Genomic DNA, 22,425 nt, shown 5'->3' with positions numbered 1-22,425 from the left:
CAATTTAATCAAAGTGGGCTTGGCTAAATTCTGATATAGTATTAGTTATACACCTTGAATAAGCGTACTTCAAACATGTTTTGTGTATTTTATTATAATTTTTGAGATTGAGGTGGAGAAAAATGAGTACAACACTGAAGCAAACCTGGGATTTGGAATCCGTTTTTAGCGGCGGTTCATCCTCAGCATCATTTGCAGAATACTTGAAGCAGCTGGAACAGGATGTCGCTGTACTGGACAAGGCAATTAATGAATATCAAGTACCGAAGGCTATAGAGGATACATATGCTTTGGATTCTTTGCTTGACCAGCTTCAAGATGCAGCAGCGAGGTTGTATGAAGGATCTTCTTTTACAGCTTGTCTTGGAGCCCAGAATCAGGATGACAAGAAGGCTGTACAGTTAAGCGGCAGAATCGCCGCCTTATCAGCAAGACTCGCAGCTGTTCAGACGATGTTTGACAGCCTTTTTGAAAGAACGTCGGATGCAGTGTGGTCCGCATGGATGGAACGGCCTGAAATTAAGCCAATCTCATTTGTATTAAATGAGAGCAGATTAAAAGCCAAAGAAAAGATGTCTCCTGAGCTGGAGAATCTTGCACTGGATCTTGCCGTTGATGGTTACCATGGCTGGGGAGAATTCTATGATACGATCGTGAGCAAGGTTCGTGTCCCATTTGAGGTGAATGGAGAAACCGTATATCTATCCGCTGGCCAAGCGGCTAATAAATTGCAGGATCCAGACCGGAATGTACGGGAGAAGCTTCTACAAGACTGGGAGAAGGCATGGAGTGATGCCGCTGATTACTGTGCGGATACGCTGAATCATCTGGCTGGATTCCGTCTGAAGCTGTATGAAAGACGCGGCTGGGATTCTGTTCTGAAAGAGCCTCTGAGCATTAACCGCATGTCCCAGGATACGCTTGATGCGATGTGGAATGTGATTACACGGGCCAAACCGACGCTCGTAAAGTTTCTGGAGCGTAAGGCACAGCTCTTAGGAGTCGAGCAGCTGTCATGGGCAGATGTTGATGCTCCGATAACTTCCGCCTCTGAGAAGATATCGTATGATGATGCTGCAGTGAACATCGTGAATCAGTTCCGCAAATTCAGCCCAAGAATGGCAGAGTTCGCTCAGCATGCCTTTGATCATCAGTGGATTGAGGCAGAAGATCGTCCAGGCAAGCGGCCAGGCGGGTTCTGTACAGGCCTTCCTGTGAGCAAGGAAACTCGTATTTTTATGACGTATGCAGGCACAGCCTCCAATGTGTCCACACTGGCACATGAGCTGGGGCACGGATACCATCAGCATGTGATGGATGATATGGAATTGTTGAATCAAAATTATGCCATGAACGTTGCAGAGACGGCTTCAACCTTTGCGGAGCTCATCGTATCCGATGCATTGATCAAAGAGGCGAAGGATGAAGAGGCTCAAATTGCATTGCTTGAAGAGAAGATACAGAATTCAATTGCTTTCTTCATGAACATCCATGCCCGTTTCTTGTTCGAAACTCGCTTCTACGAAAAACGTAAGGAAGGACTTCTTAGCAGCAGCGAGTTGTCCGAACTGATGGAGGAAGCTCAGCGCGAAGCGTATTGTGACGCACTCGGAACGTATCATCCTACTTTTTGGGCATCAAAATTGCATTTCTATATTACCGATGTTCCATTTTATAACTTCCCATATACTTTTGGATATATGTTCAGTATGGGGATTTACGCACAAGCGCAAAAAGAAGGCAGTGATTTTGCAGAGAAGTACGATGCATTGCTTCGTGATACGGGTCGCATGACGGTTGAGGAGCTTGCTGAGAAGCATCTGGGTACAGATGTGACTAAACCTGCTTTCTGGCAAGGAGCAGCCGATCTCTGTATTTCAGATATTGAACAATTTTTGAGTATGACACAGCATCGAGTAATCTAAGTGTGAAGAAATTCTAGTGATAACCTATAAGTAGGACCTCGACAGTTTTGCGTTGAGGTCTTTTTTTCTTATTTTGATGGAAAAATACAATTTACGTGTCGAATAATGAAGATATTCGACTGGATACTACCCGATTCAATTGACATAAACGCAAAAATTAGTATATTACTCCTAATTTAATATAAGTTTGTTGTATTAAGGAAAATATTGTCATATACTGAGTCACAAGCCCTATATAAAATAGGTCTAATATGCTAAGGAGGTTAACATATGGTCTCACTAGATCAACTATCATTGCCTAGACAGCTGGATATTGTGTTTAAGGAGCTTGATGAAGAGCTAAAAGGAATGGACTCTGGAATTGTATTTGTGCAAATACGGAATAATGTTATTGGTAAATTCGGTATTAAGCATTATCCGGTTCAGTTGCACAGCGAGATCCATGCCACTACCGGATTGACGGAGATGCAGCGGCTTTCTTTTCGACAGATGGCTTTAGAAACCTTGAAGCTGAAGAGACACTGGACACATGGAGAAATCACCTATGATTTTGGAGTTCGACAAGGAATGATTGTAGTGGACGCCACGCTTGAGTCCAATTACAATTTAGCAAGCCTGATGATTCGCTATCCGCGAAATACATATCAAGAGAAGACTTCTGGTTAATATAGCAAGAGAGTCGGCAGCACGAATATATAGAGCTTGAGTTAGAATGAAACAAAGCGGCCCTCTGGATAGAAGACCGCTTTGTCATCTGCCGCAGGCCTCTTCTGATACGAAACGAGTGAATGTTCGTTCACAGAACAGTTAGGCTAGATTTATGAGGAAAATTGCATCATTATTGACGACCAGACAATTGCTGCTCAGCCAATTGAACAAGACGTTTCGTGATGTAACCTCCAAGAGAACCAGTCTCACGGGAAGTATAGTTACCGTAATAACCATCTTGTGGAATAGTTACACCAAGCTCTTGTGCAGCCTCCATCTTCAATTGTTGAAGAGCTGCAGTTGCTTGAGGAACGACAAGGTTGTTAGAAGATCTTCCATTTGCCATGTGTTGTCACCTCCTTTGTGCTTTGTGAGTTTAGTATGGTTTCAAAGAGACAAAATATACTTAAAAAAGGGGAAGGTAACAAGTGGAAAAATGTGAGGCTCACAACAACAGACAACAGAGTTATTTGGATCTAAGAATTACATAACAAAAAAGCAGCTGAGGACAGTGTCAGCTGCTGATTCATATTCAAATGAATCTATTCTTTGTGTTCAGGCTGTATTATTTCTATAGCTGTATGAAGCAAGATTGACTCTCCAGGCTCCATATGAATCAAGCCTGTAAATTCATTATCTTTGTTAAGATTAGGGGCGTCTGGAAGCCAGGTATAAGGCTCAATACATAGATAATCGCTGGCCTCGCCTTTGGTAAACAACACCCAATGCTTAAAGGAGTCCTTGTTCGCTGTATACTTGATAGTATACCCGTCATTTCGCCGCAGAACAGCAGTATCCTGCTCCATATTTGATCTGTATATCGTGTCAAGATTTTGACCAGAAAGATTGATTCCTGCAGGAAGATCAGCTTGTTCATCTAAACTGGCTAATTCACCTGTTGGCAGCTGTTCTTCATTCAATGTGTAAATGCCGGTAACAGGTAAACTAATATTCCATCGTTCCGGTTCACCATCAAGCAGGAGCCAGGTATGGTACCCCATTCCAAAGGGAACAGCATGACTGCCAAGATGAGTTACACGAAGCTGCTGTGTCAGGAGTGACCCCTGTAAACGAAATGTCATCTCAAGCTTGAGCGGAACAGGAAAATGCTTCATCCATAATTCATCTTCCTGAGTCCTGAATTCAGTCGTGACGATGCATCCTTCTTCGTCTTCTTCAATATCACTGACGCACCACGCCTGTGTGCGGTGTAATCCATGAATATGATTGGAATTGTTGGAGTTTTGAGCGAATTGGTATTCCTGGCCCGCATACTCAAAGTGACCTCGGCAGATACGCCCTGGAGGAATCAGCATCGGAACGCCAAAATGGTAAGGTTTCTGAAGATAGAAAGCGAGATCCTGTTCATCCGGTCTTCGAACAACTTCTCGATTCTGAGCTCGATCATAGATGGATATAATATTGTTACCGAGGCGGGGCAGCAGGGTGACTTCAAGATCACGGCTGTTCAAGGTATATGTATCGTAGCCGTTCCAAAGTCCTTTGGTCACTTGTTTCATCTTATTTACTCCTTTTCCCACAAAAATCATAATGCTATGATAACCACAAAGAACAAACTTAAGACTATCATATCAGATAATCGAGTCTGGCTGTAAAGAAGGATCTGTCATTTCCCAATGAAAATAATGTAATCTTTGGTAAATGTAATATTTACGTTTGACAATTAGAGCAATAGATGCTTATGATATAGCAAAGCTCAAATGTAATATGACGAGCGGCGAATAATACAATTTAAAGCGTTGATGGGGATAAGTAAGCTTAGCATTAGCAAGTACAGAAAGCCGGTGGTGGATGCGAATCGGTGTTGCATGCTTTGTCTGAATGGACCTCAGAGCTCCCAGGCACAACGAGAAGGTATATTCTTCTTCAGTATGCCGGACGAAGATTTCCGCGTTAAGGAAAATGAAAGGCTGATGAATTTCAGTGAATTAGGGTGGCACCACGGTCTCACGTCCCTTCTACGGGATGTGGGGCTTTTTTGTATTTCTCGTGAATCATATTAGGATTTGTTTAGGAGGACAAAAAAATGAAAACTGTTTTTTCTGGTATTCAACCCAGCGGCAAATTGACACTAGGCAACTACATCGGCGCAATGAAAAATTTTGTGAAATTGCAGGACGAATATCGTTGCCATTTTGTAGTCGTTGACCTGCATGCAATTACGGTTGCCCAAGACCCAGCGGCATTGCGGGAGCAATCGAAGGATGTTGCGGCTCTCTACCTTGCAGCAGGCATAGACCCGAAGAAAGCGAATGTGTTTCTTCAATCCCATGTACCACAGCATGCGGAGCTTGGATGGATGTTAACCACGCTGACCGCAATGGGTGAGCTTGAGCGTATGACACAATTCAAGGATAAGTCTCAAGGTAAAGAATCCGTTGGCGCAGGGCTGTTTGTATATCCGTCACTTATGGCTGCAGATATCTTGCTGTACAATGCGGATCTGGTTCCTGTAGGTGAGGATCAGAAGCAGCATCTTGAACTGACAAGAGATCTGGCACAGCGCTTTAATCATCGTTACGGTGAATTTTTCACCATTCCTGAGGTCTACACACCAAAAGTAGGAGCGCGCATCATGTCACTGGATGATGCTTCTAAGAAGATGAGCAAAAGCAATCCGAACCCAGGCAGTTATATTTCCCTCTTGGATACACCGGCAGAAATTCGCAAGAAAATCAGCCGTGCGACAACGGACTCCGATAGTATTGTCCGGTTTGATCCTGAGAACAAACCGGAAGTCAGCAACTTAATGAGCATTTACAGCGAATGCTCAGGCCTCTCTTTGCAGGATGTAGAGAAAAGGTTTGAAGGACAAATGTACGGCGGCTTCAAGAAAGAATTGGCCGAAGTAGTCCTGTCCGTTATCGAACCGATGCAAGAGAGATTCCGGGAAATTCGGGAATCTGATGAGCTGATGAACATTCTGAATACGTCTGCTGAACGTGCTCGCGAAGAAGCCTCCAATACGCTTGATGAAGTCAAAAAAAGAATGGGATTCGTACTTTAAGATAAAAGAGCAAAGAAGAGCTTGATCTTGATCAAGCTCTTCTTTTTTTGGCCTTTATAACAAAGCCCCAGCCGATATTGGCTACGGACAAGACAGCGAATAGCAGAGCATACCACAAGGAATAACTAAGGGATACGGCAGTTGCCATAAGCAGAAGCATCGAAGAGATCGCAAACCAAGCGGACAGACCTTTACTCATCATTTTGTAAAATACCTCCAGGTAAATGTTTTTTTGAAAAAGAGAATAGCTTCAAATAGTAAGAGACATAATAATCTTGCAAGCTTGCACAGCACATATTAACAGCATGAGAAGCGAAAGGAGATTACACATTATGGCATCTCGTTCTAACAATCTGGTAGTTCCACAAGCAACGGCAGCTCTTCAACAGCTTAAAATGGAAGCGGCTCAAGAATTGGGTGTAACTATTCCAGCTGACGGCTACTACGGTAACTACACTTCCCGTGAAACAGGTTCACTCGGTGGATACATCACAAAACGTCTTGTGCAATTAGCTGAACAACAACTGTCTGGCCGCAGCGGCATGTAACTTAGACAGTATATAATTCGAAGTCATAAGCCTAGAGCGGCATAAAGCCGATTTAGGCTTTTTGTGCGTTAATCCCTTTGTGCTGATTTTGCCTGAATAAACCGCTTTCCGTCAAGAACAAAAAACGGCCTTGATGGGCCGTTTCAAGTAGATCGTACTATATATTCGAGCTGATGGAGAGCTTCTTCTCCATCTTATCTTCACTAAGCCAGCCGACGTAGGTGCTGATCGGCTCGTAGTTCTTATCCATGACAACACAGGCGACAAAAGGATATTGCTTGCGATGCCGGTATCTAACATCACCCCAGCGGACAAAGTATCCGAAGCTCAGCTCTTCTACCTCTGCGACTGCAAAGGATGTGAAGTAGAGAAATGCTTGGATGTCGGGATGTTCTTTGGATTTAGCAACCGCCGGATGGCTTGAAGATACGGCATGCTTTTTCCAGGTAAGCTCATTTCCGTCCAGCTTGCCGATCTCGTAGCTTCCATCTTCATGGGCTTTAACGACATGCCAGCGGTTCAAATGGATTGTCGGAATGACATAATATTTGTCGCTGGCTTTAGAAGCAGGGTCCATCCGTCTGACATGAGCTGTTCTGGCGAAGTGAACCCATGTGCGCCAAACGTAATAAAACGCTAAAAATATATACAGCACGGTAAAAATTCCAGCAGGGTGAAATATACCGAAGGCCCACAGCAGGATAGCTGCGATATGGGTGCCGAATAAAACCGGATCGAAGATGTGAATGATATTCCATGAGATCCACTTCTCCGTAATCGGCCGCAGAGCTTGTGTGCCGTAGGTGTTGAAGACATCTGTGAATACATGGATGCATACGGCGATACCGGTCCAGAGAGCGAGATGCCCGATGGGAACGTCCCTGAATAGAAGAGCAATGACGGCAGTAATCAGTACAGTCCATATCGCAAGAAACGGAAGCGAGTGAGTAATGCCACGATGGTTACGTATATAAGTAGCATTGTTTTTCATACGAAGCGCTGTGTCGATATCAGGTGCTTGTGAACCGACGACGGTTCCGATCATGACGGCGAAGGCTAGTTCAGGATTAGCCGCAACTACCGGATCGACGTAGCTGAGTCCGGCAAGTCCTATGCCCATAACAAAATGTGTAGCGGTATCCATCTAAGATATTCTCCTTTGTTTTTGATATAAATGATAGCAGTAACACTTATTTTCCTGATAATGATCTGTTCAATTAGTAGATGCCCTATTCGCACATCCTGTATTCCATGAATTGAGATCAGCCCTAAATATAGATGAATTTGTCATATCCTATTCATATTTTCAAGTTTGATGTCAAAGACTTTCTTATTTTGTTATGTTAAAATTTAGTGCGGAGGCAATATATACTCCCTCCACACGACGCAAAGCAAGGAGGATTATAGAATCGTGAGTAATCGATATCGAGCCTCCTCCGATGCGGCAGCGCTCTCATCTCGGCAAACACCGCCGCAAGAGTCTGTCACCTGGAGAGACTTCGTTACATTGGCTAAACCCGGCATCCTCCGGAGCAATCTTATCGCCGCTTTTGGCGGATATTGGCTTGCTTCTCAATGGGACATAAATTACCTCAAAATGATAATAACCTTGCTCGGAACGGTTCTCGTTATGGCTTCAGCCTGTGTGTTCAATAACTACTTTGATCGTGAATTGGATAAAAAAATGGAACGTACAAGGGATCGCGCACTTCCTACGGGAAAGCTTAGCCCACAGCTAGTGCTCACTTATGCATTCATACTGGGCATTGTTGGACTTGCCCTATTGTTTGCTTTCTCCGGCTGGCTGGCAGGAGTACTCGGCATATTTGGAATGTTTGTATACGTTATTGTGTATACGTTATGGCTTAAGCGCTCCTCAACATGGAGTACTTCCATGGGAGGCTTCTCCGGAGCGGTACCTCCTGTCATCGGATATGTTTCTGTGACCGGGACACTGGATATGGGAGCGATCCTGCTAGGTGCTTTGCTGTTTTTGTGGCAGCCGCCACATTTCTGGTCACTCGCCATTCGCCGTTTGGATGATTACAAGAATGCCGGTTATCCGCTGCTTCCGGTAGTAAAGGGAATCCATCGTACCAAAATTCAAATGATTCCTTATTTGATCCTTCTGGTTCCCGTACCCATATTAATGTATGTCTACGGATACACAGGTATCATTTTTATGGGCGTATCCTTACTGCTGTCATTAATATGGCTGTTCCTCGGCTTTCAGGGCTTCAGGGCCAGAGACAACGATGCCTGGGCCAAAAAGATGTTTTTCTTCTCCATCAATTATTTAACCATTAGTTTTATTTTAATGATCCTGGATACCGTGCGCTATTAGATTTATCTCTAAGCCCGGTATGAACAGTAATTACACTTTCAATGAAGAATTCAATCAATGAACATACAGGAGTCCCTGTCAGGCGTACAGTTGAAAGGATCATCCTTTTCTAGATCCGATTTTAAATTTGTTACATACTTTGGGGATAATGTAAGAAGGGGAGAGGGGATATCATGGCGCTGTTCAGAAAATACATATGGACCTGGATATTGCTGCTGATTGCAGCAGCGATGGCTGGTTATCTCATTTATAATGCTCTTGATCTAGGGGAAGAAGCGTTTCCGGTAGCAGGGGAAGTAACTGACTTTAGTATGGAAAATGTAGATGGAAGCACCGTTTCACTATCGGATACGGAGGGGAAGGTAAGGCTGTTTTATTTCTATTTTACAAGCTGTCCAGACGTATGTCCGGTAACGACGTTCTCGATGTCTCAAGTGCAGGAATTATTGAAGGAAGACGGCACTTTCGGCAGAGATGCTTCCTTTGTATCCATCTCCTTTGATCCAGAGGTGGACACGAGAGAGAAGATCAAAGAGTTCGCTGATCGTTTCAAGGCAGATTATTCAGGCTGGTACTTCTTGAGAGGGGATGCGGAAGAGACGAAGCAGCTGGCGAGAGACTCTTTCAAGATTATTATTGAAGGAGACAAGGCGGATAACTTCGTCCATGCCAATTATATTGGTCTTGTAGATAAGGACAATAATCTTCGGAAGGTGTATAACGCATCGGATATGGAAGCCTCAGCTCCGGATGTCATCGCAAGAGATGTTAGGACACTGGTAAACGAGTAGCACTTCGTTCTGCTAGAACACCTCCGGATAAATGATAAAAGCTTCAAGACCGGCCTTCTCCAGCTGCGCAACCAGATACTCATCAGGTGTACCTTCGACGCCCGCGTAGCCTTTTCTTGTGTATATTTGTTCTGCATCGGGAAAGGTGTCGCGCAGCATGGCCCTTATTCGTTTGCCTGAGCTATCATTGTCCATGAACAGATAGACTTCATCATCCTGGACACGCTTGCGAAGCGTCTCCAGCTTCTCGCTGTTGAGCGTACCAAAGGTGCATAGTATGGATATTTCAGGATCAAGCAGCCTTCGGAGCTTGCTGCGGTCGTTTTTACCTTCAACAATGACATGAATCGGCATCGTAGGCTTCACCTCTAGTATATTAAGTATCGAAATTCCCCGGGAAATGTTTGTTTATATTTTAGCGCAATTTTGGAATTTGATGCAAAAAAGGTCTGCCATGAAGAAGGCAGGCCTTTTATGTATGGGTGTCATCTATTGTTAAACATGCTTGGCTTCCGGCTTGGACAAGGTAGATGCTTTGAACTTGTTAGGGAAAGGAAGGAGAAGCAGACCAAGCATTAATACTATAAATGCAAGGAAATATGGCGAGACATCCAAACGGATTTGTCCTGCTGCGATTGGCCCTACGAAGGAGCCCAGTGAAGTGGCAATTGACTGGATCGAGAACACTCTTCCAAGCCGTACTCCTTGACTGAGCTGAACAAGCAGGGAAGCCAGTGCAGGGAAGATAATCCCTTTGGAGCTACCGAGAATAAACAGAATCAGCCACAACGGAATTTGGGGTGCAGCGGCCATAAGAAAAAAACTAAACGCCATGAGCAAAACACCGCTTGCCAGCCTCAGAGTGGGCGAATAGAGATTGAGAAAGAGCATGCTCAGCGTACCGAGGGCACCCAGACTGATGATGGAGAATAACAGTCCTGTAGATAGGATCGAGGCCGACCCACTGCCTCTAAGGGGCAGTTCGAAGAAAAGAATGCCTTGTGCACATGCGATAACCAGTGGAAGCACGAAAAAGCGCCATGAAATTGGAAAGAAGCTGCGAGTCGGGCTGTCCTCTGTCTGTGGGGGTGGTGCATTAGCTGCACTCATTTTTACGGCTGGCAGTGTGAAGTATGCCATAATTCCAGTAATGATCAGCAGGATGCCAAGACTCTGGAAAGTTCCCGAGAATCCAATGCCTGCAACGATAAATGCTCCTGCAGCCGGAGAGACAACGGAAGCGAGGGTGTGAACCACGCCATGCCCAGACATATATTTGCCTTGGGTAATGGGATCTGATGATAGCTGGGCAAGAAGGGTCATACAGGCTGGAGACAGAAAAGCAAGCACAAAGCCGCTAATGGCCCGAAGCAGAAGCAGTTGCCAAGGAGTTTCGACTTGGGATTGCAGGAGCAGTACGATCCCAGCAGCAGTCAAGCTGAAGATGATATACCGCCGGCTCCCATGCTTATCAATCTGAGTGCCTGCAATGAGATTGCCAGGAAGGTGGGTAAGCGAGTAGATCCCCATCATCCAGCCTATAAATGTAGGGACGGCTCCAAGCGAAAGCGCAAAGGGAGTGAGTATCGGATATTGAGCATGCAAATCAAAAAAGGCGAGAAATAGAAAAAGATAGAGCCATACGGCTGTTTTCAAGCGAACTGCACCTCCTTTTTTCGAGTCGAACAAGCATAAGCACACATGATATACTTGTACGCTGGACAAACGTGTCTTATACCGTTTTTTTCCACAGGATGGTGCTTATATGACAGGGACATCGGTAATCATGTATAATATTCGGGAGATTGAACCAAGAGCAAGGCGAGTAACCGTTAAAGATTAACCTCGATGATGACACAATCTTGAATGGACCGATAAAGTGGTTTAGAACTAAAAGTTTTGAAAAGGTGGTCAAATGGATGGATATAGAAGTTTGGAAAGAGTTTATTTCGCAAAATTGGCTTGTTATCGTAATCGCGCTTATTCTGTTATTCGTCGTAATTAATGTGCTGAGAACCGTGCTCAAATGGGTAATTGTCGTCGTTATTGTTGCGGCGCTCATCATCTATAGTGGTGTTTCATTTGAACAGATTAAGACCGTTGTCAGTGATGTCGGTACAAGCACGATGGATACATTGGGAACAGAGGCCGCTGAGCTCATGCAAAAGGAAGCGGAGAAAGCGGAGTATGTAGTGAATCCGGATGGTACCTTTACCATCACGAGTCCAAATGTTGAAGTGAATGGCAAGCAGGGTGAAGATAAGGTTAAAGTGTCTGTCCGCGGCATATCACTCGGAGAGTGGAGTGTAAACGATACGGTTAAATTGTTTATGGAAACAGCTCAGAATAAATAGGCACGTTGTAGTGATGCAAGAAAGCAGGTGAATTATGATTGAAGCTTGGATAGGGAGTGTGAAGGAGGGGAACCTCATTACGCTCATACTAATGGTGATCATCCTCATATCGTTGTTGCAGGGCTTTGTCCGAGGAGCATCGCGTTCGGCAGGAACACTGGTGAACCTGATTACCGAAGGTGTGTTCACGATCGTCGGGATCGCAGGTGCATTCTTGCTATCCTTGAAGCTGTCTCCTACCGTACAGGCATGGCTCTCGGGTTATAGTGAAGCGATGCCGAGCCGGGACTTGAACACATGGGAGCAAATATATTACACGGTCCTTACGGCACTGGCTGATTTCCCGCTGTTACGGTTTGCCGTGCTGTTTGTTATAAGTTATAGCATTATTCGTTTCATTCTAAGCTTGATTGGCGGATTCTTTAGAGGAACCTCAACCGGTGAAGCCCGCAATAATCCAGGCTTTCTCAGCCGACTAATGGGAGCTTGCTTCGGTGCTGTTGTTGGGGCGGCTAGATGCGTATTGGTTATAGCACTGCTATTTATTGTAGTGAGTCTGTATCCTGGCAGTTCTTTCAGCAATTATGTAGAGTCGTCACCGATGTATCAGCAAGGTGCCAAATCCGTAATTGAACCGATATCTGGAAACCTTATTAAGGACAAGCTTCCGGTTATCAGCCAAGCGGCTCAGAAGGAATTTAACGGCATGATGCAGCGGAGATACGAGGTTATTGATCGTAATATTCCTGAGGATATTGAAGGAGCTGCAGCTAAGATTGTGGAAGGTGCCGCTACAGACGAACAGAAGGCAAGAGAGCTCTATGAATGGGTAGGAACCCGGGTTGAGTATGATTATGGAAAGGTCGAGGATTACGAGCAGCGCGGAATATGGAATGAGCAGACGCCGCAGGATACATTCGATACCATGATGGGTGTATGCATTGACTATGCCAGGTTATATGCGGTGATGGCTCGTTCACAGGATCTCGAAGTGAGAGTGGTTACGGGTCTTGGGTACAATGGTCAAGGCGGCTATGGTGCTCATGCCTGGAATGAAGTATACCTGAGTGAGCAGGATACTTGGGTCCCACTTGATCCGACATGGGCAAATAGCGGCGATTGGTTCAATCCGCCTCATTTTTATGACACCCATATCAAAGATCAGACCGTCTAAACAGGCTCTCTGGTATATTTCGGAGTAGCAAGAAAGGGTAGTAGCATAATGAACAAAGAGGAGATGGCTTCGTATCTAGGTAAGCAAACAAACAATGAGAAGGGCTTTGCCTTTCGCTTAAATGTTTTTTTTCTTGCGACATTTCTTATTTTTACTGTACTGATTGTAAGATTAGCTTATTTGCAACTGGTGCAGGGACCGACGATGCAGAAGGAAGAAGCAAGTATTGCAACCAAAAGCGTATCTATTGCGCCCATTCGTGGAACAATCTTCGATTCGACAGGCGAGAACAAAATTGCATATTCTTCATCCACTCAATCCTTGTACATGAGCTTGGATAAGAACTACAGTCTTGAAGAGAACAAGGCTGAACTGGAGAGCATCATTTCGGAGCTTAAAGCTGTTTTGGATGAGTATGGCGATCCAGAAACAACCATGACTGAGCAGGAGATTGAAGATGCGCTCGATATTACGTATCGACAAAATTATGGATATACCCCTCGGCGGATTAAAACAGATCTGACCAATGAGGAAATTGCCTATTTCTTGTCTCATAAAGAGGATTTCCCCGGTGTTGAAGTGGTAGAGGAGAATATTCGCCATTATGACAAGGATACGGTTGCTGTGCAGACCGTTGGGTACATGAAGCCTTTCCGTTCCGTTATTGATCCGGAGTATGGTATTGAATTTTACATTCAAGCCAAGGAAGAGGAGGACCCGGCGCTCCAATATCTCGATAATGAAGAGGTCGGATATGACGGAGTGGAGCTGATGTTCCAGGAGGAGCTTCGCGGTACAAAAGGGCTCAAGACCTTCCCGGTGGACTCGCAGAATCGGATCTCGGGCGAATCGACATTGACTTCTCCCGACAAGGGCAACAATGTCTGGTTGTCGATCAATAAAGATGTGCAGCTGGCAACCGAGCAGGCCATTATGGATCAGCTGGAATATCTGCGGACTACTAGCAATTCGGCAGTCAATGCCCCGAATGCCAAAACCGGCTTTGCCGTTGCCATGGAAGTGGATACGGGTCAGATTGTGGCGATGGCGAGTATGCCTGACTATGACTCGAATGTGTGGTCCGAGGGCAGCAAAACTCAGGATGAAATTAATCAGATCTCACCATTCTCCTCTAATGGAGCCATTCGTGAGGTATATCAATCATACGGAAGCCAGGAAGAAAGCTATAAGCATCCTTCTTCTACCGTGCTGCTCGGTTCCGTCATTAAACCGCTGTCGGTATTGATTGGACTGAATGAAGGGTTGTTTACAACCTCGACAGTATATAATGACACGGGAGCAGGCAAGTTCGGGAAGAAGGGGTACGAAACAACGGTCAGAAACTCAAGCAGTCACGTATACGGTTTGATCGATCCGGCATCCGCAATCGAACATTCGTCCAATGCCTTTATGGTAGAGATGGTAGCCAATAAGCTGTTTGATAAATACAACACCGGTGGTGTGGAAGTATGGGACAGCTACATGAAGCAGTTTGGGCTTGGTGTGAGCACAGAAAGTGGTTTGCCTGGTGAGCAGGATGGATTACGCGAGTATATCCATGAGCAGGAAAGTACGGGGACTCAATCGGCTCTGGCTTACGCTTCATTTGGTCAGCAGGGCAAGTATACAACGCTGCAGCTGGCACAATACACGGCTATGCTTGCGAATGAAGGGAAAAGGCTGAAGCCCCAAATCGCCAGCAAGATTACCGATGAGGACGGAAATGTCGTCAAGGAATTCGGAGCGGAAATCTTGAATACGGTCGATATGGATGATGCCTACTGGGATGAAATCAAGCAAGGGATGAACAGCAGTGTGCAGGGCTTTGAGAATTTTCCTTATGATTATGCCCGCAAAACAGGAACATCCCAGCAGAGTGTAGGTGGGGCAGAAGTGGAGAATGGGGTGTTCATCACCTTCGCGCCGCGTGACAATCCGAAGCTCGCGATTGCTGTCGTTATTCCGGAAGGGAAATACGGCTCCAACAGTGCGGCACCGGTAGCAAGGAAGATTTATGACGCCTACGATCAGTACATCGGTCTGGACGGTACGCCTAAGGGAGAGAATGGGGTAACCACAGATTCTGAAGAGTAAAGGTTCGGATTCATATTTATGATGGAACAGTGTGTCTTGTATAGGTTCATATAAGGCATGCTGTTTCTTGTCGTTTGATGACGAAACTGTAACCGGCAGAGAGGAAATTTATTGTCCGGATATGGTAGAATGAAATACAGCAAAAGAAACACAAAGCGAGGTATCGTATGGCACAGCAGCAAAATCATGAAAAGGAAGAACTTTCGAACAAACGCCGTTTCAGTTTTCGATTGAACTTTTTCTTTTTTAGCTCTTTTCTTATCTTCTCTATTATTATTATAAGATTGGCCGTGCTGCAGTTTGTAGAGGGACCCGTGCTAGCTCAGCAGGAGAGCAGCAGTGTAACGAAGAGCATCCCATTGCTCCCTGTCCGTGGAACAATCTATGATGCAACCGGTGAAACCAAACTAGCGTATTCCGAGCCGATTCAATCCCTGTATATTACGTTGTACAAAAACTACAGCCAGCAGGAAGGCGGTCCTGAGAATCCGAATCGTCCAGAAGCAGAGGCCATGGCGGAGAAGCTGGCAGAAGTATTTGCTGAATATGGGGATACAGACCGGGAGCCGATGACCACCGAGGATATCATTAATGCTATGGATCTGGAGTATCGTCAAACTCATGGCTATACGCCGAGGCTGATCAAGAGCGATCTATCGGAAGAAGAGATTGCCTACTTCATGCAGCATAAGAAGGATTTTCCTGGTGTGAGTGTTATTGAGGAAACGGTTCGCAAATATGATGAGGATTCTGTAGCTGTACAAGCGATTGGTTATCTTAAGACGTTTAAGACGTCCAAGACACTGGCAGAGTATGATGCAATCGATAAGGAAAATGCCAGCCAAACTGATCCAGGGCTCGTATATTCTGAGCTTGAGTATGTGGGTGTAGATGGTCTGGAAAGACAGTATCAGGATGAACTGCGCGGGAAGGCCGGATACAGCCAGATTCCAATTAACCCGCTGAACCTTCCAGAGGAGGGAACGGTGATTCAGCCTCCACAGAAGGGTCATAATCTGATCTCGTCCATTAATAAGGACGTTCAGGTTGCGACCGAACAGGCAATTATGGATCAACTGGATTGGCTGCACAGTAACCCAGTCTCCGGTAAGCTCCATCCCAACGCCAAGACAGGCTTTGCTGTCGCCATGGAAGTCGACACAGGGAATATAGTCGCGATGGCCAGTATGCCGGACTATGATCCGAATGAGCCTTGGGATTATGACAAGGTCAAATACATTTATCGGAATGGTACGGTAGAGTCCTTCCCGCCGGATGATACGGGAAGACATCCCGAGTCGACGGTGTTGTTGGGTTCAACGGTGAAGCCGCTAAGTGTGTTAATTGGATTGAAGGAAGGCTTCTTCTCCCCTAATGGAACCGTTTATCAGGATAGAGGGATCGCCTATTTTGGACGGGATGATTCAAGTGTAAGGAACTCCCAGGGTCATGTATACGGATCTTTATCGGCTGCGACCGCAATCCAGCATTCCTCCAATGCCTTTATGGTTGATTTGATTGGAGAGGAGCTATGGAAAAAGTACGGCAGTGAAGGAATTAACATCTGGGATGATTACATGAAGGAGTTTGGTCTTGGAGTAGAGACAGGTGTGGATCTGCCCAAAGAATACGAAGGCTTCCTTGAGTACACCAATGAAGGGGAAACGGCACTAGCAAGACTTGCGTTTGCTTCATTTGGTCAGCAGGGCAAATATACGACGATGCAGCTGGCTCAGTATGCCACGATGCTAGCTAACAAAGGAAAGCGAATGGAACCGCATTTGGTGAAGGAAATTCGTGATGCGGAAGGCAATATCGTAGAGAAGATTGAGCCTAAGGTGCTCAATGAAGTCGACTTTAATAACACCTATTGGGAAACGATTCATCGTGGGATGAATACGGATGTAAGTATGGCCTTCTCCGGATTCCCTTATGACTTTGCTCGTAAGACAGGTACATCCGAGCAGGATATTTATTTTAATGGAACACGTAATCGGGTCGAGAACGGGGTATTTATCGCGTTTGCCCCGCGTGAGAATCCGAAGCTGGCTGTTGCGGTCGTCGTACCGGAAGGTGGATACGGCTCAAGCAGTGCTGCTCCAATTGCCCGTAAAATCTTTGATGCATATGATGAGGTATACGGTCTCGATGGTGTTCCGAAAGGAAAGCCAGAGAATACGGAAGGCGATACAACAGAACAATAAGCCCGACCAAAGCTGCCGAGATATTTTCTTTTTCTCGGCAGCTTTTTTTTGCCTGTGAATGGAATAAATTAGTATAATTAGAGTTGATAATCCATATAACCGTGCGAATCACATATGGCCTTAGTAATGAGCAGCAAAAAATACAGTTTGTATGACGATGGGGGAGGATTCATCCAATGAACCGTTACGAGCAGGAGCAAGAAAAGCTGCTTAAGGCGAATAGAAGAAATTTCCGTCTTAATCTCACCTTTTTCTCTGCCTTTCTGCTGTTTTGTGTACTGATCGTACGCCTGGCCTTTTTACAGTTTGTCGAAGGTGCTGAATTGACTGCTCTAGAGCATGGAGAGAATCGGAAGGCGGTGCCGATGATGCCTGTACGAGGTACGATTTATGATGCAACCCATACGCCGCTTGCTTATTCAGAGCCTTCGCACTCGTTATATATAACCCTCTACAAAAATTACGCGAATGCAGACGGCATACCATCAGCAAGCCGGATTGAGATGAACCTGCTGGCTGAGGAGATTGCAGCTGTATTCAAGCAGCATGGTCATGCGGATGCGGAGGAGATAACCGCCGGGGACATTGTCGGTAAGCTGGATTTGAATTACTCCAAAGCTGGAGGATATGTACCGCGTTTGATTAAGAGCAACTTGTCTGCGGAAGAAGTGGCTTATTTTCTCCAGCATAAAGAACGATTTAAGGGAATCGACATCGTTGAAGAAACGGTGCGCAGATATCATAAGGATTCGCTCGCGGTGCAGACGGTAGGTTACTTGTATAAGTTCAAGGGAGCTAAGATAGAGCCGCTGTACGAGCAGATGGATCAGCGAAATGCAGAGATGGCTGTTAAGCAGCCTGGGCTATTTTATCAGGAGAATGAAAATGTCGGGTTCGGTGGTTTGGAGCTTCAATATCAGGAAGAGCTTCGAGGTGAATCGGGATATTGGCTCATTCCGGTGGATCCTCGTAACATGCCGATCGGGCCGGCAGAGCTTATACCCCCGCAAAAGGGTCATCATCTGTACACTACACTGCATAAGGACGTACAGAAGGCAACGGAGCAGGCCATTTTGGATCAGATACAGGCCCTTCGTTCGAGCGGGAAGAGTGAGTCGAAGAATGCATCAACCGGGTATGCGGTCGCGATGGAAGTGGACACAGGTCATGTAATCGCCATGGCCAGTATGCCGGATTACGATACAAATGTGTGGGAACAGGGCGGTGTATCTCCAGAGGTATATGACCAAATTCGCCATATTTATCAGAATGGTACCATTCGATCCTTCTTCCCTTCGGACAAAACAAACACGCCGGAATCGGTCGTTCTTCTCGGTTCCACTGTTAAGCCGCTCAGCGTTCTAATTGGTCTAAAAGAAGGGCTGATCAGCCCTTCCACAACGTATAATGACCTCGGTTCTGCTGAATTTGGCCGGGACGGATCGAGCGTCTCGAACTCAGGCGGTGCTGTCATGGGAAGACTGACGGTACAAGATGCCATACGTCGTTCCTCGAACGCGTTTATGGTCGATTTGATCGGTGAAGGGCTGTACCGGAGATATGGCAGTCAGGGAGTTGACATCTGGGATGAATATATGAAGGAGTTTGGGCTCGGAGTGGCGACCGGCGTGGACTTGCCGAATGAATTCAGGGGGCGGATTGAATACAGACAGGAGGGACAGACGGCACTTGCATCACTGGCGTTTGCCTCCTTCGGTCAGCAGGGCAAATATACCACATTGCAGCTTGCACAATATGCGGCGATGCTTGCTAATAAGGGAAAACGCATGGAGCCTCATCTCGTTAAGGAAATACGAGATTCACAAGGCAATGTCGTGAAGAGTATCAAGCCCAAGGTGCTGAATGAAGTTCAATTTGACAACAGCTATTGGAGCATTATTCATCGGGGTATGGATACGAATGTGGGTGCTGCCTTTAACGGTTTTGCATACGATTACGCGAGAAAAACGGGTACCTCACAGCAGATGATATATCCCGGCAATGGGCAGGCGCCAATCAACGTGGATAACGGGGTGTTTATCGCTTTTGCCCCTCGTGAGAATCCCAAGCTTGCGGTTGCAGTCGTCATTCCACAAGGAGGATTTGGAGCGAGCAGTGCTGCCCCTGTAGCACGTAAAATATTTGACGCTTATGACAAATACTATGGACTCGACGGCACTCCAGCATCAGATCGACCAGACAGCAATCGCAATTCGGACTGAGCTTTGCTAGCCATATTCGTGTCCAAGATTTAATCACATAAGGTAGATATGTTCAAGCAGGAGAAAATTTTCTCTTGCTTTTTTTTGTGGAATTCAATAAAATTTGCACTAAGGAAACATTATTGTGCTTGTATAATAAAAAAGTGCATGTACAAAATTATTTTACTTACGTAAATAACTTGGCCTAATGCTAAGTTACTTGTCTAACTATTGTCTGACCGCTGTTTAACCACAAAAAAATGGGTAAGGGGGAAATTGAAGAATGAGAAGATGTACAAGTAGAACCGGAAGTAAGTTGCACAAAATGATGATCAGCGTGGCTGTTGTGAGCTCGATGCTCGTATTGGCCGCATGCGGAAATGCCTCGGATGATGGAAGCTCGGCCTCTGCTGAGGATAAGCTCCAGATTACAACAACGACTGGGATGATTGCTGATGCAGCCCGCGAGGTTGGCGGTGAGCTCGTAGAAGTAACAGGACTGATGGGGCCAGGGGTTGACCCGCATCTGTACAAAGCTTCACAGGGAGATATTCAGAAGCTGGAATCTGCCGACGTTATTCTGTACAACGGTCTGCATCTTGAAGGGAAAATGTCAGATATCTTGATTAATATTGGCAAGTCAAAGCCAGTGGTGCAGGTAACCAAGGATATTCCGGAAAGTGAGCTGTTGATGGTGCCTTATGGTGACAGCGAGGAAGCAGATCCGCATATCTGGTTTGATGTTGAGAAATGGATTCAGGTTACAGATACGATCCGTAATGCACTGATTGAAGAAGATCCGGACAATACAGATACGTACAACACACAGGCGGATGCATATATTGAAGAGTTAAAAGCATTGCATGAAGAGGTAAAGACTCAGATTGCTACCATTCCACAGCAATCCAGAGTGCTTGTTACCGCTCATGATGCATTTGGATATTATGGCGAAGCATATGACATCGAAGTAGCGGGACTTCAGGGTATCAGCACATCGGCCGAAGCGGGTGCCAGCGATGTCAGCGAGCTAAGGGATTTTCTAGTGGAGCACAAGATCAAAGCGGTATTTGTGGAGTCCAGTATTTCGCCTAAGGCAATGGAAGCGATCGTAGCCGGAGCAGAAGAGAAGGGACATACCGTATCGATCGGCGGGGAGCTGTTCTCGGATGCCATGGGCCCTGAAGGCACAGAAGAAGGAACATATATCGGTATGGTGAAGCACAATACGAAGACGATTGTAGATGCACTAAAATAAACGTTTAAGCAGAGTAACAATGGGCCTTAGGCTATAGGAAGGGGTTGAGTGGGGATGAGCTCACTATCGTATGAACAATCAGGGAGGGATCATTCTCAGGGCAGCGATCAAATTCCGTTCTCGGTACGGAACCTGGCCGTTGCATATCATAAAAAACCGGTTCTGAGGGATGTAACCTTCAGTGTGCCGGATGGCAAGCTGATCGGAATTCTCGGTCCTAACGGAGCCGGTAAATCTACGCTGATCAAGGCTGCACTTGGGCTTGTTCCTACAATCAGCGGCGATGTCCGTATCTATGGCAAGCCGTATAAGGAGCAGCGCAAACGAATCGGATATGTCCCTCAGCGGGAGTCTGTGGATTGGGATTTCCCGACGAACGCCCTGGATGTCGTCTTAATGGGGCAGTACGGGCAGCTGGGCTGGTTTAAAAGACCGGGCAAAAAAGAAAAAGAGCTTGCATTGGAATGCTTGAGCAAGGTGGGTATGGCTGATTTTAGCAATCGTCAGATCAGCCAGCTCTCTGGTGGTCAGCAGCAGCGTGTCTTTTTGGCGAGAGCACTTGCGCAGAATGCTGATATATATTTTATGGATGAGCCGTTTGCAGGAGTCGATGCCACAACCGAGAAGGCGATTATTGGGCTGCTGGAGGCTCTTAAGAAGCAGGGCAAGACCGTTCTTGTCGTACACCATGATCTGGCTACCGTGGAAGAATACTTTGATCATGTACTGCTCTTGAATGGCAGGCTGGTTGCTGCAGGGCCGACAGCAGAGACGTTCACCCCCGACCTGCTAGAGCAGACTTATGGAGGCCGGATTGCCATGATCGGGCATTCCGCACCGAAGGATGGAAGGTGAGTTGGCATGTTTGAATGGATAGCTTCTGTAGTGACCGATCCTAATGTCAGATGGATTTTGTTTGGTTCAATGCTGCTCGGCTTCAGCAGCGGCCTGATCGGTTCCTTCACCTACCTTCGCAAACAAAGTCTGATCGGGGACACCCTTGCTCATGCGGCACTTCCGGGCATATGCATTGCGTTCATGCTGAGCGGGGTCAAGTCCACCTTCTTGTTCATGATTGGTGCCCTTGCTGCAGGCTGGCTGGCGACGATTGGGATATCACTTATCACACGCTATTCTCGAATCAAGCAGGATACCGCACTCGGCATCGTATTGTCTGTATTTTTCGGTATAGGAATTGTACTGCTGACACAGATCCAGCATGGGGACTATGGAAGTGCAAGCGGGCTGGATAAGTATATGTTCGGCCAGGCTGCTTCCATGGTCAGAAGCGATGTGTATATGCTGCTGGGAGTATCTGTTCTTCTGCTTGTCGTATGCTTCCTGTTATTTAAGGAGTTTAAACTGATTAGTTTTGATGCCGGCTTTGCAAGAGGAATGGGTTATCCATCAGCCTTTCTGGAGCAGCTGTTATTGTTCTTGACGGTTGTTGCAGTAGTCGCAGGTGTTCAAGTCATAGGGGTTGTGCTGGTCGCTGCTCTGTTGATTACGCCTGCTGCCGCAGCACGATATTGGACGAATGCACTTGGACTAATGGTCTGCCTGGCAGGGCTGTTCGGCGCAATCAGCGGGGCACTGGGCACGCTGATCAGTGCAACAACGCCGGATCTTCCTACAGGACCGGTTACAGTGCTGGTGATAACACTGATCTTCGGTGTTTCTGTCTTGATCGCACCCGGCCGTGGTTTACTTGCCAGAGAAATTAGGAAGTGGAGAACCAAGACGGAATACAACAATCAGCAGCAATCGGTAAATCGTGCTGAGGTCAGTAAATAGGAAGG

Annotated in this window: 20 protein-coding genes and 1 other annotated feature; of the genes, 14 read left to right on the top strand and 6 right to left on the bottom strand. The window is 46.1% G+C overall.

What is annotated here, in order from left to right:
* Positions 1 to 122: 122 nt before the first annotated feature.
* Both BM415_RS21445 and BM415_RS21440 read left to right on the top strand, forming a co-directional pair.
* A complete protein-coding gene (locus BM415_RS21445) occupies positions 123 to 1,925 on the top strand; it encodes a M3 family oligoendopeptidase (protein ID WP_091161208.1) in 1,803 nt (600 codons plus the stop codon).
* Between the two features lie 270 nt (positions 1,926 to 2,195).
* A complete protein-coding gene (locus BM415_RS21440) occupies positions 2,196 to 2,591 on the top strand; it encodes an O-methyltransferase (RefSeq protein ID WP_091161206.1) in 396 nt (131 codons plus the stop codon).
* A gap of 172 nt (positions 2,592 to 2,763) precedes the next feature.
* Here the strand turns inward: BM415_RS21440 and BM415_RS21435 are convergent, their stop codons facing one another.
* Together BM415_RS21435 and BM415_RS21430 are read right to left on the bottom strand one after the other, a co-directional pair.
* Positions 2,764 to 2,979, bottom strand: coding sequence for an alpha/beta-type small acid-soluble spore protein (locus BM415_RS21435; RefSeq protein ID WP_091161205.1), 216 nt, complete (start codon positions 2,977 to 2,979; stop codon positions 2,764 to 2,766).
* Positions 2,980 to 3,175: 196 nt separating this feature from the next.
* Positions 3,176 to 4,153: an aldose 1-epimerase gene (locus BM415_RS21430; protein WP_091161203.1), complete on the bottom strand. Its 978-nt coding sequence runs from the start codon at positions 4,151 to 4,153 to the stop codon at positions 3,176 to 3,178.
* Positions 4,154 to 4,384: 231 nt separating this feature from the next.
* Positions 4,385 to 4,614: a binding site (T-box leader), on the top strand.
* Between the two features lie 66 nt (positions 4,615 to 4,680).
* On the opposite strand from BM415_RS21430, the gene trpS reads away from it, so the two are divergent.
* Complete coding sequence (gene trpS / locus BM415_RS21425) at positions 4,681 to 5,661, top strand: tryptophan--tRNA ligase (protein ID WP_091161201.1); 981 nt, start codon at positions 4,681 to 4,683, stop codon at positions 5,659 to 5,661.
* A gap of 31 nt (positions 5,662 to 5,692) precedes the next feature.
* On the opposite strand, the gene BM415_RS25255 is transcribed toward trpS, so the two are convergent.
* A complete protein-coding gene (locus tag BM415_RS25255) occupies positions 5,693 to 5,863 on the bottom strand; it encodes a hypothetical protein (RefSeq protein WP_170862576.1) in 171 nt (56 codons plus the stop codon).
* A gap of 130 nt (positions 5,864 to 5,993) precedes the next feature.
* Here BM415_RS25255 and BM415_RS21420 point away from each other — a divergent pair, with 130 nt between their 5' ends.
* Positions 5,994 to 6,209 (top strand): alpha/beta-type small acid-soluble spore protein, encoded by a 216-nt coding sequence (locus BM415_RS21420; protein WP_076315001.1) that lies wholly within the window; start codon positions 5,994 to 5,996, stop codon positions 6,207 to 6,209.
* A gap of 157 nt (positions 6,210 to 6,366) precedes the next feature.
* On the opposite strand, the gene BM415_RS21415 is transcribed toward BM415_RS21420, so the two are convergent.
* Entirely contained in the window at positions 6,367 to 7,353 is a 987-nt protein-coding gene (locus tag BM415_RS21415) for a metal-dependent hydrolase (protein WP_091161200.1), read from the bottom strand.
* Positions 7,354 to 7,617: 264 nt separating this feature from the next.
* Here BM415_RS21415 and cyoE point away from each other — a divergent pair, with 264 nt between their 5' ends.
* Both cyoE and BM415_RS21405 read left to right on the top strand, forming a co-directional pair.
* Positions 7,618 to 8,553 carry a heme o synthase gene (gene cyoE, locus BM415_RS21410; protein ID WP_091161198.1) on the top strand — a complete coding sequence of 312 codons (936 nt, stop codon included), beginning with the start codon at positions 7,618 to 7,620 and terminating at the stop codon, positions 8,551 to 8,553.
* 173 nt (positions 8,554 to 8,726) lie between these two features.
* A complete protein-coding gene (locus BM415_RS21405) occupies positions 8,727 to 9,344 on the top strand; it encodes an SCO family protein (RefSeq protein WP_091161196.1) in 618 nt (205 codons plus the stop codon).
* A 12-nt stretch (positions 9,345 to 9,356) separates the two neighbouring features.
* Here the strand turns inward: BM415_RS21405 and BM415_RS21400 are convergent, their stop codons facing one another.
* Together BM415_RS21400 and BM415_RS21395 are read right to left on the bottom strand one after the other, a co-directional pair.
* Positions 9,357 to 9,698 (bottom strand): toprim domain-containing protein, encoded by a 342-nt coding sequence (locus BM415_RS21400; RefSeq protein WP_091161195.1) that lies wholly within the window; start codon positions 9,696 to 9,698, stop codon positions 9,357 to 9,359.
* Between the two features lie 141 nt (positions 9,699 to 9,839).
* Complete coding sequence (locus tag BM415_RS21395) at positions 9,840 to 11,000, bottom strand: MFS transporter (protein WP_091161193.1); 1,161 nt, start codon at positions 10,998 to 11,000, stop codon at positions 9,840 to 9,842.
* A gap of 263 nt (positions 11,001 to 11,263) precedes the next feature.
* Here BM415_RS21395 and BM415_RS21390 point away from each other — a divergent pair, with 263 nt between their 5' ends.
* From BM415_RS21390 to BM415_RS21355, 8 genes are all read left to right on the top strand, one after another.
* Positions 11,264 to 11,698, top strand: a complete 435-nt coding sequence (locus tag BM415_RS21390; protein ID WP_091161191.1) for a hypothetical protein — start codon at positions 11,264 to 11,266, stop codon at positions 11,696 to 11,698.
* Between the two features lie 34 nt (positions 11,699 to 11,732).
* On the top strand, positions 11,733 to 12,872 hold the full coding sequence (locus tag BM415_RS21385) for a transglutaminase domain-containing protein (RefSeq protein WP_091161190.1): 1,140 nt from the start codon (positions 11,733 to 11,735) through the stop codon (positions 12,870 to 12,872).
* A 48-nt stretch (positions 12,873 to 12,920) separates the two neighbouring features.
* Positions 12,921 to 14,966: a peptidoglycan D,D-transpeptidase FtsI family protein gene (locus tag BM415_RS21380; protein WP_244533643.1), complete on the top strand. Its 2,046-nt coding sequence runs from the start codon at positions 12,921 to 12,923 to the stop codon at positions 14,964 to 14,966.
* 167 nt (positions 14,967 to 15,133) lie between these two features.
* Positions 15,134 to 17,170 carry a peptidoglycan D,D-transpeptidase FtsI family protein gene (locus BM415_RS21375; protein WP_091161188.1) on the top strand — a complete coding sequence of 679 codons (2,037 nt, stop codon included), beginning with the start codon at positions 15,134 to 15,136 and terminating at the stop codon, positions 17,168 to 17,170.
* Positions 17,171 to 17,346: 176 nt separating this feature from the next.
* The gene (locus tag BM415_RS21370) at positions 17,347 to 19,392 is read left to right on the top strand and encodes a peptidoglycan D,D-transpeptidase FtsI family protein (protein WP_091161187.1); all 2,046 of its coding nucleotides are present in this window, start codon (positions 17,347 to 17,349) and stop codon (positions 19,390 to 19,392) included.
* A gap of 262 nt (positions 19,393 to 19,654) precedes the next feature.
* Positions 19,655 to 20,626, top strand: coding sequence for a metal ABC transporter solute-binding protein, Zn/Mn family (locus BM415_RS21365; protein WP_091161185.1), 972 nt, complete (start codon positions 19,655 to 19,657; stop codon positions 20,624 to 20,626).
* A gap of 54 nt (positions 20,627 to 20,680) precedes the next feature.
* Complete coding sequence (locus BM415_RS21360) at positions 20,681 to 21,481, top strand: metal ABC transporter ATP-binding protein (RefSeq protein ID WP_091161183.1); 801 nt, start codon at positions 20,681 to 20,683, stop codon at positions 21,479 to 21,481.
* 6 nt (positions 21,482 to 21,487) lie between these two features.
* Complete coding sequence (locus BM415_RS21355; protein WP_091161182.1) at positions 21,488 to 22,420, top strand: metal ABC transporter permease; 933 nt, start codon at positions 21,488 to 21,490, stop codon at positions 22,418 to 22,420.
* Positions 22,421 to 22,425: the final 5 nt, after the last annotated feature.

Origin of the sequence: Paenibacillus sp. 453mf (assembly GCF_900116105.1) — a bacterium.
Classification (GTDB): Bacteria; Bacillota; Bacilli; order Paenibacillales; family Paenibacillaceae; genus Paenibacillus; species Paenibacillus provencensis.
Note: the sequence above shows the minus strand (reverse complement) of the source record. Positions and strands in the feature narration are given on the sequence as shown.

Bases quoted from the DNA above. Each gene is read 5' to 3' on its own strand.
- BM415_RS21445 (WP_091161208.1), top strand. From the start codon at position 123: ATGAGTACAACACTGAAGCAAACCTGGGATTTGGAATCCGTTTTTAGC.
- BM415_RS21440 (WP_091161206.1), top strand. From the start codon at position 2,196: ATGGTCTCACTAGATCAACTATCATTGCCTAGACAGCTGGATATTGTG.
- BM415_RS21435 (WP_091161205.1), bottom strand. From the start codon at position 2,979: ATGGCAAATGGAAGATCTTCTAACAACCTTGTCGTTCCTCAAGCAACT.
- BM415_RS21430 (WP_091161203.1), bottom strand. From the start codon at position 4,153: ATGAAACAAGTGACCAAAGGACTTTGGAACGGCTACGATACATATACC.
- trpS (WP_091161201.1), top strand. From the start codon at position 4,681: ATGAAAACTGTTTTTTCTGGTATTCAACCCAGCGGCAAATTGACACTA.
- BM415_RS25255 (WP_170862576.1), bottom strand. From the start codon at position 5,863: ATGATGAGTAAAGGTCTGTCCGCTTGGTTTGCGATCTCTTCGATGCTT.
- BM415_RS21420 (WP_076315001.1), top strand. From the start codon at position 5,994: ATGGCATCTCGTTCTAACAATCTGGTAGTTCCACAAGCAACGGCAGCT.
- BM415_RS21415 (WP_091161200.1), bottom strand. From the start codon at position 7,353: ATGGATACCGCTACACATTTTGTTATGGGCATAGGACTTGCCGGACTC.
- BM415_RS21405 (WP_091161196.1), top strand. From the start codon at position 8,727: ATGGCGCTGTTCAGAAAATACATATGGACCTGGATATTGCTGCTGATT.
- BM415_RS21400 (WP_091161195.1), bottom strand. From the start codon at position 9,698: ATGCCGATTCATGTCATTGTTGAAGGTAAAAACGACCGCAGCAAGCTC.
- BM415_RS21390 (WP_091161191.1), top strand. From the start codon at position 11,264: ATGGATATAGAAGTTTGGAAAGAGTTTATTTCGCAAAATTGGCTTGTT.
- BM415_RS21385 (WP_091161190.1), top strand. From the start codon at position 11,733: ATGATTGAAGCTTGGATAGGGAGTGTGAAGGAGGGGAACCTCATTACG.
- BM415_RS21380 (WP_244533643.1), top strand. From the start codon at position 12,921: ATGAACAAAGAGGAGATGGCTTCGTATCTAGGTAAGCAAACAAACAAT.
- BM415_RS21375 (WP_091161188.1), top strand. From the start codon at position 15,134: ATGGCACAGCAGCAAAATCATGAAAAGGAAGAACTTTCGAACAAACGC.
- BM415_RS21370 (WP_091161187.1), top strand. From the start codon at position 17,347: ATGAACCGTTACGAGCAGGAGCAAGAAAAGCTGCTTAAGGCGAATAGA.
- BM415_RS21365 (WP_091161185.1), top strand. From the start codon at position 19,655: ATGAGAAGATGTACAAGTAGAACCGGAAGTAAGTTGCACAAAATGATG.
- BM415_RS21360 (WP_091161183.1), top strand. From the start codon at position 20,681: ATGAGCTCACTATCGTATGAACAATCAGGGAGGGATCATTCTCAGGGC.
- BM415_RS21355 (WP_091161182.1), top strand. From the start codon at position 21,488: ATGTTTGAATGGATAGCTTCTGTAGTGACCGATCCTAATGTCAGATGG.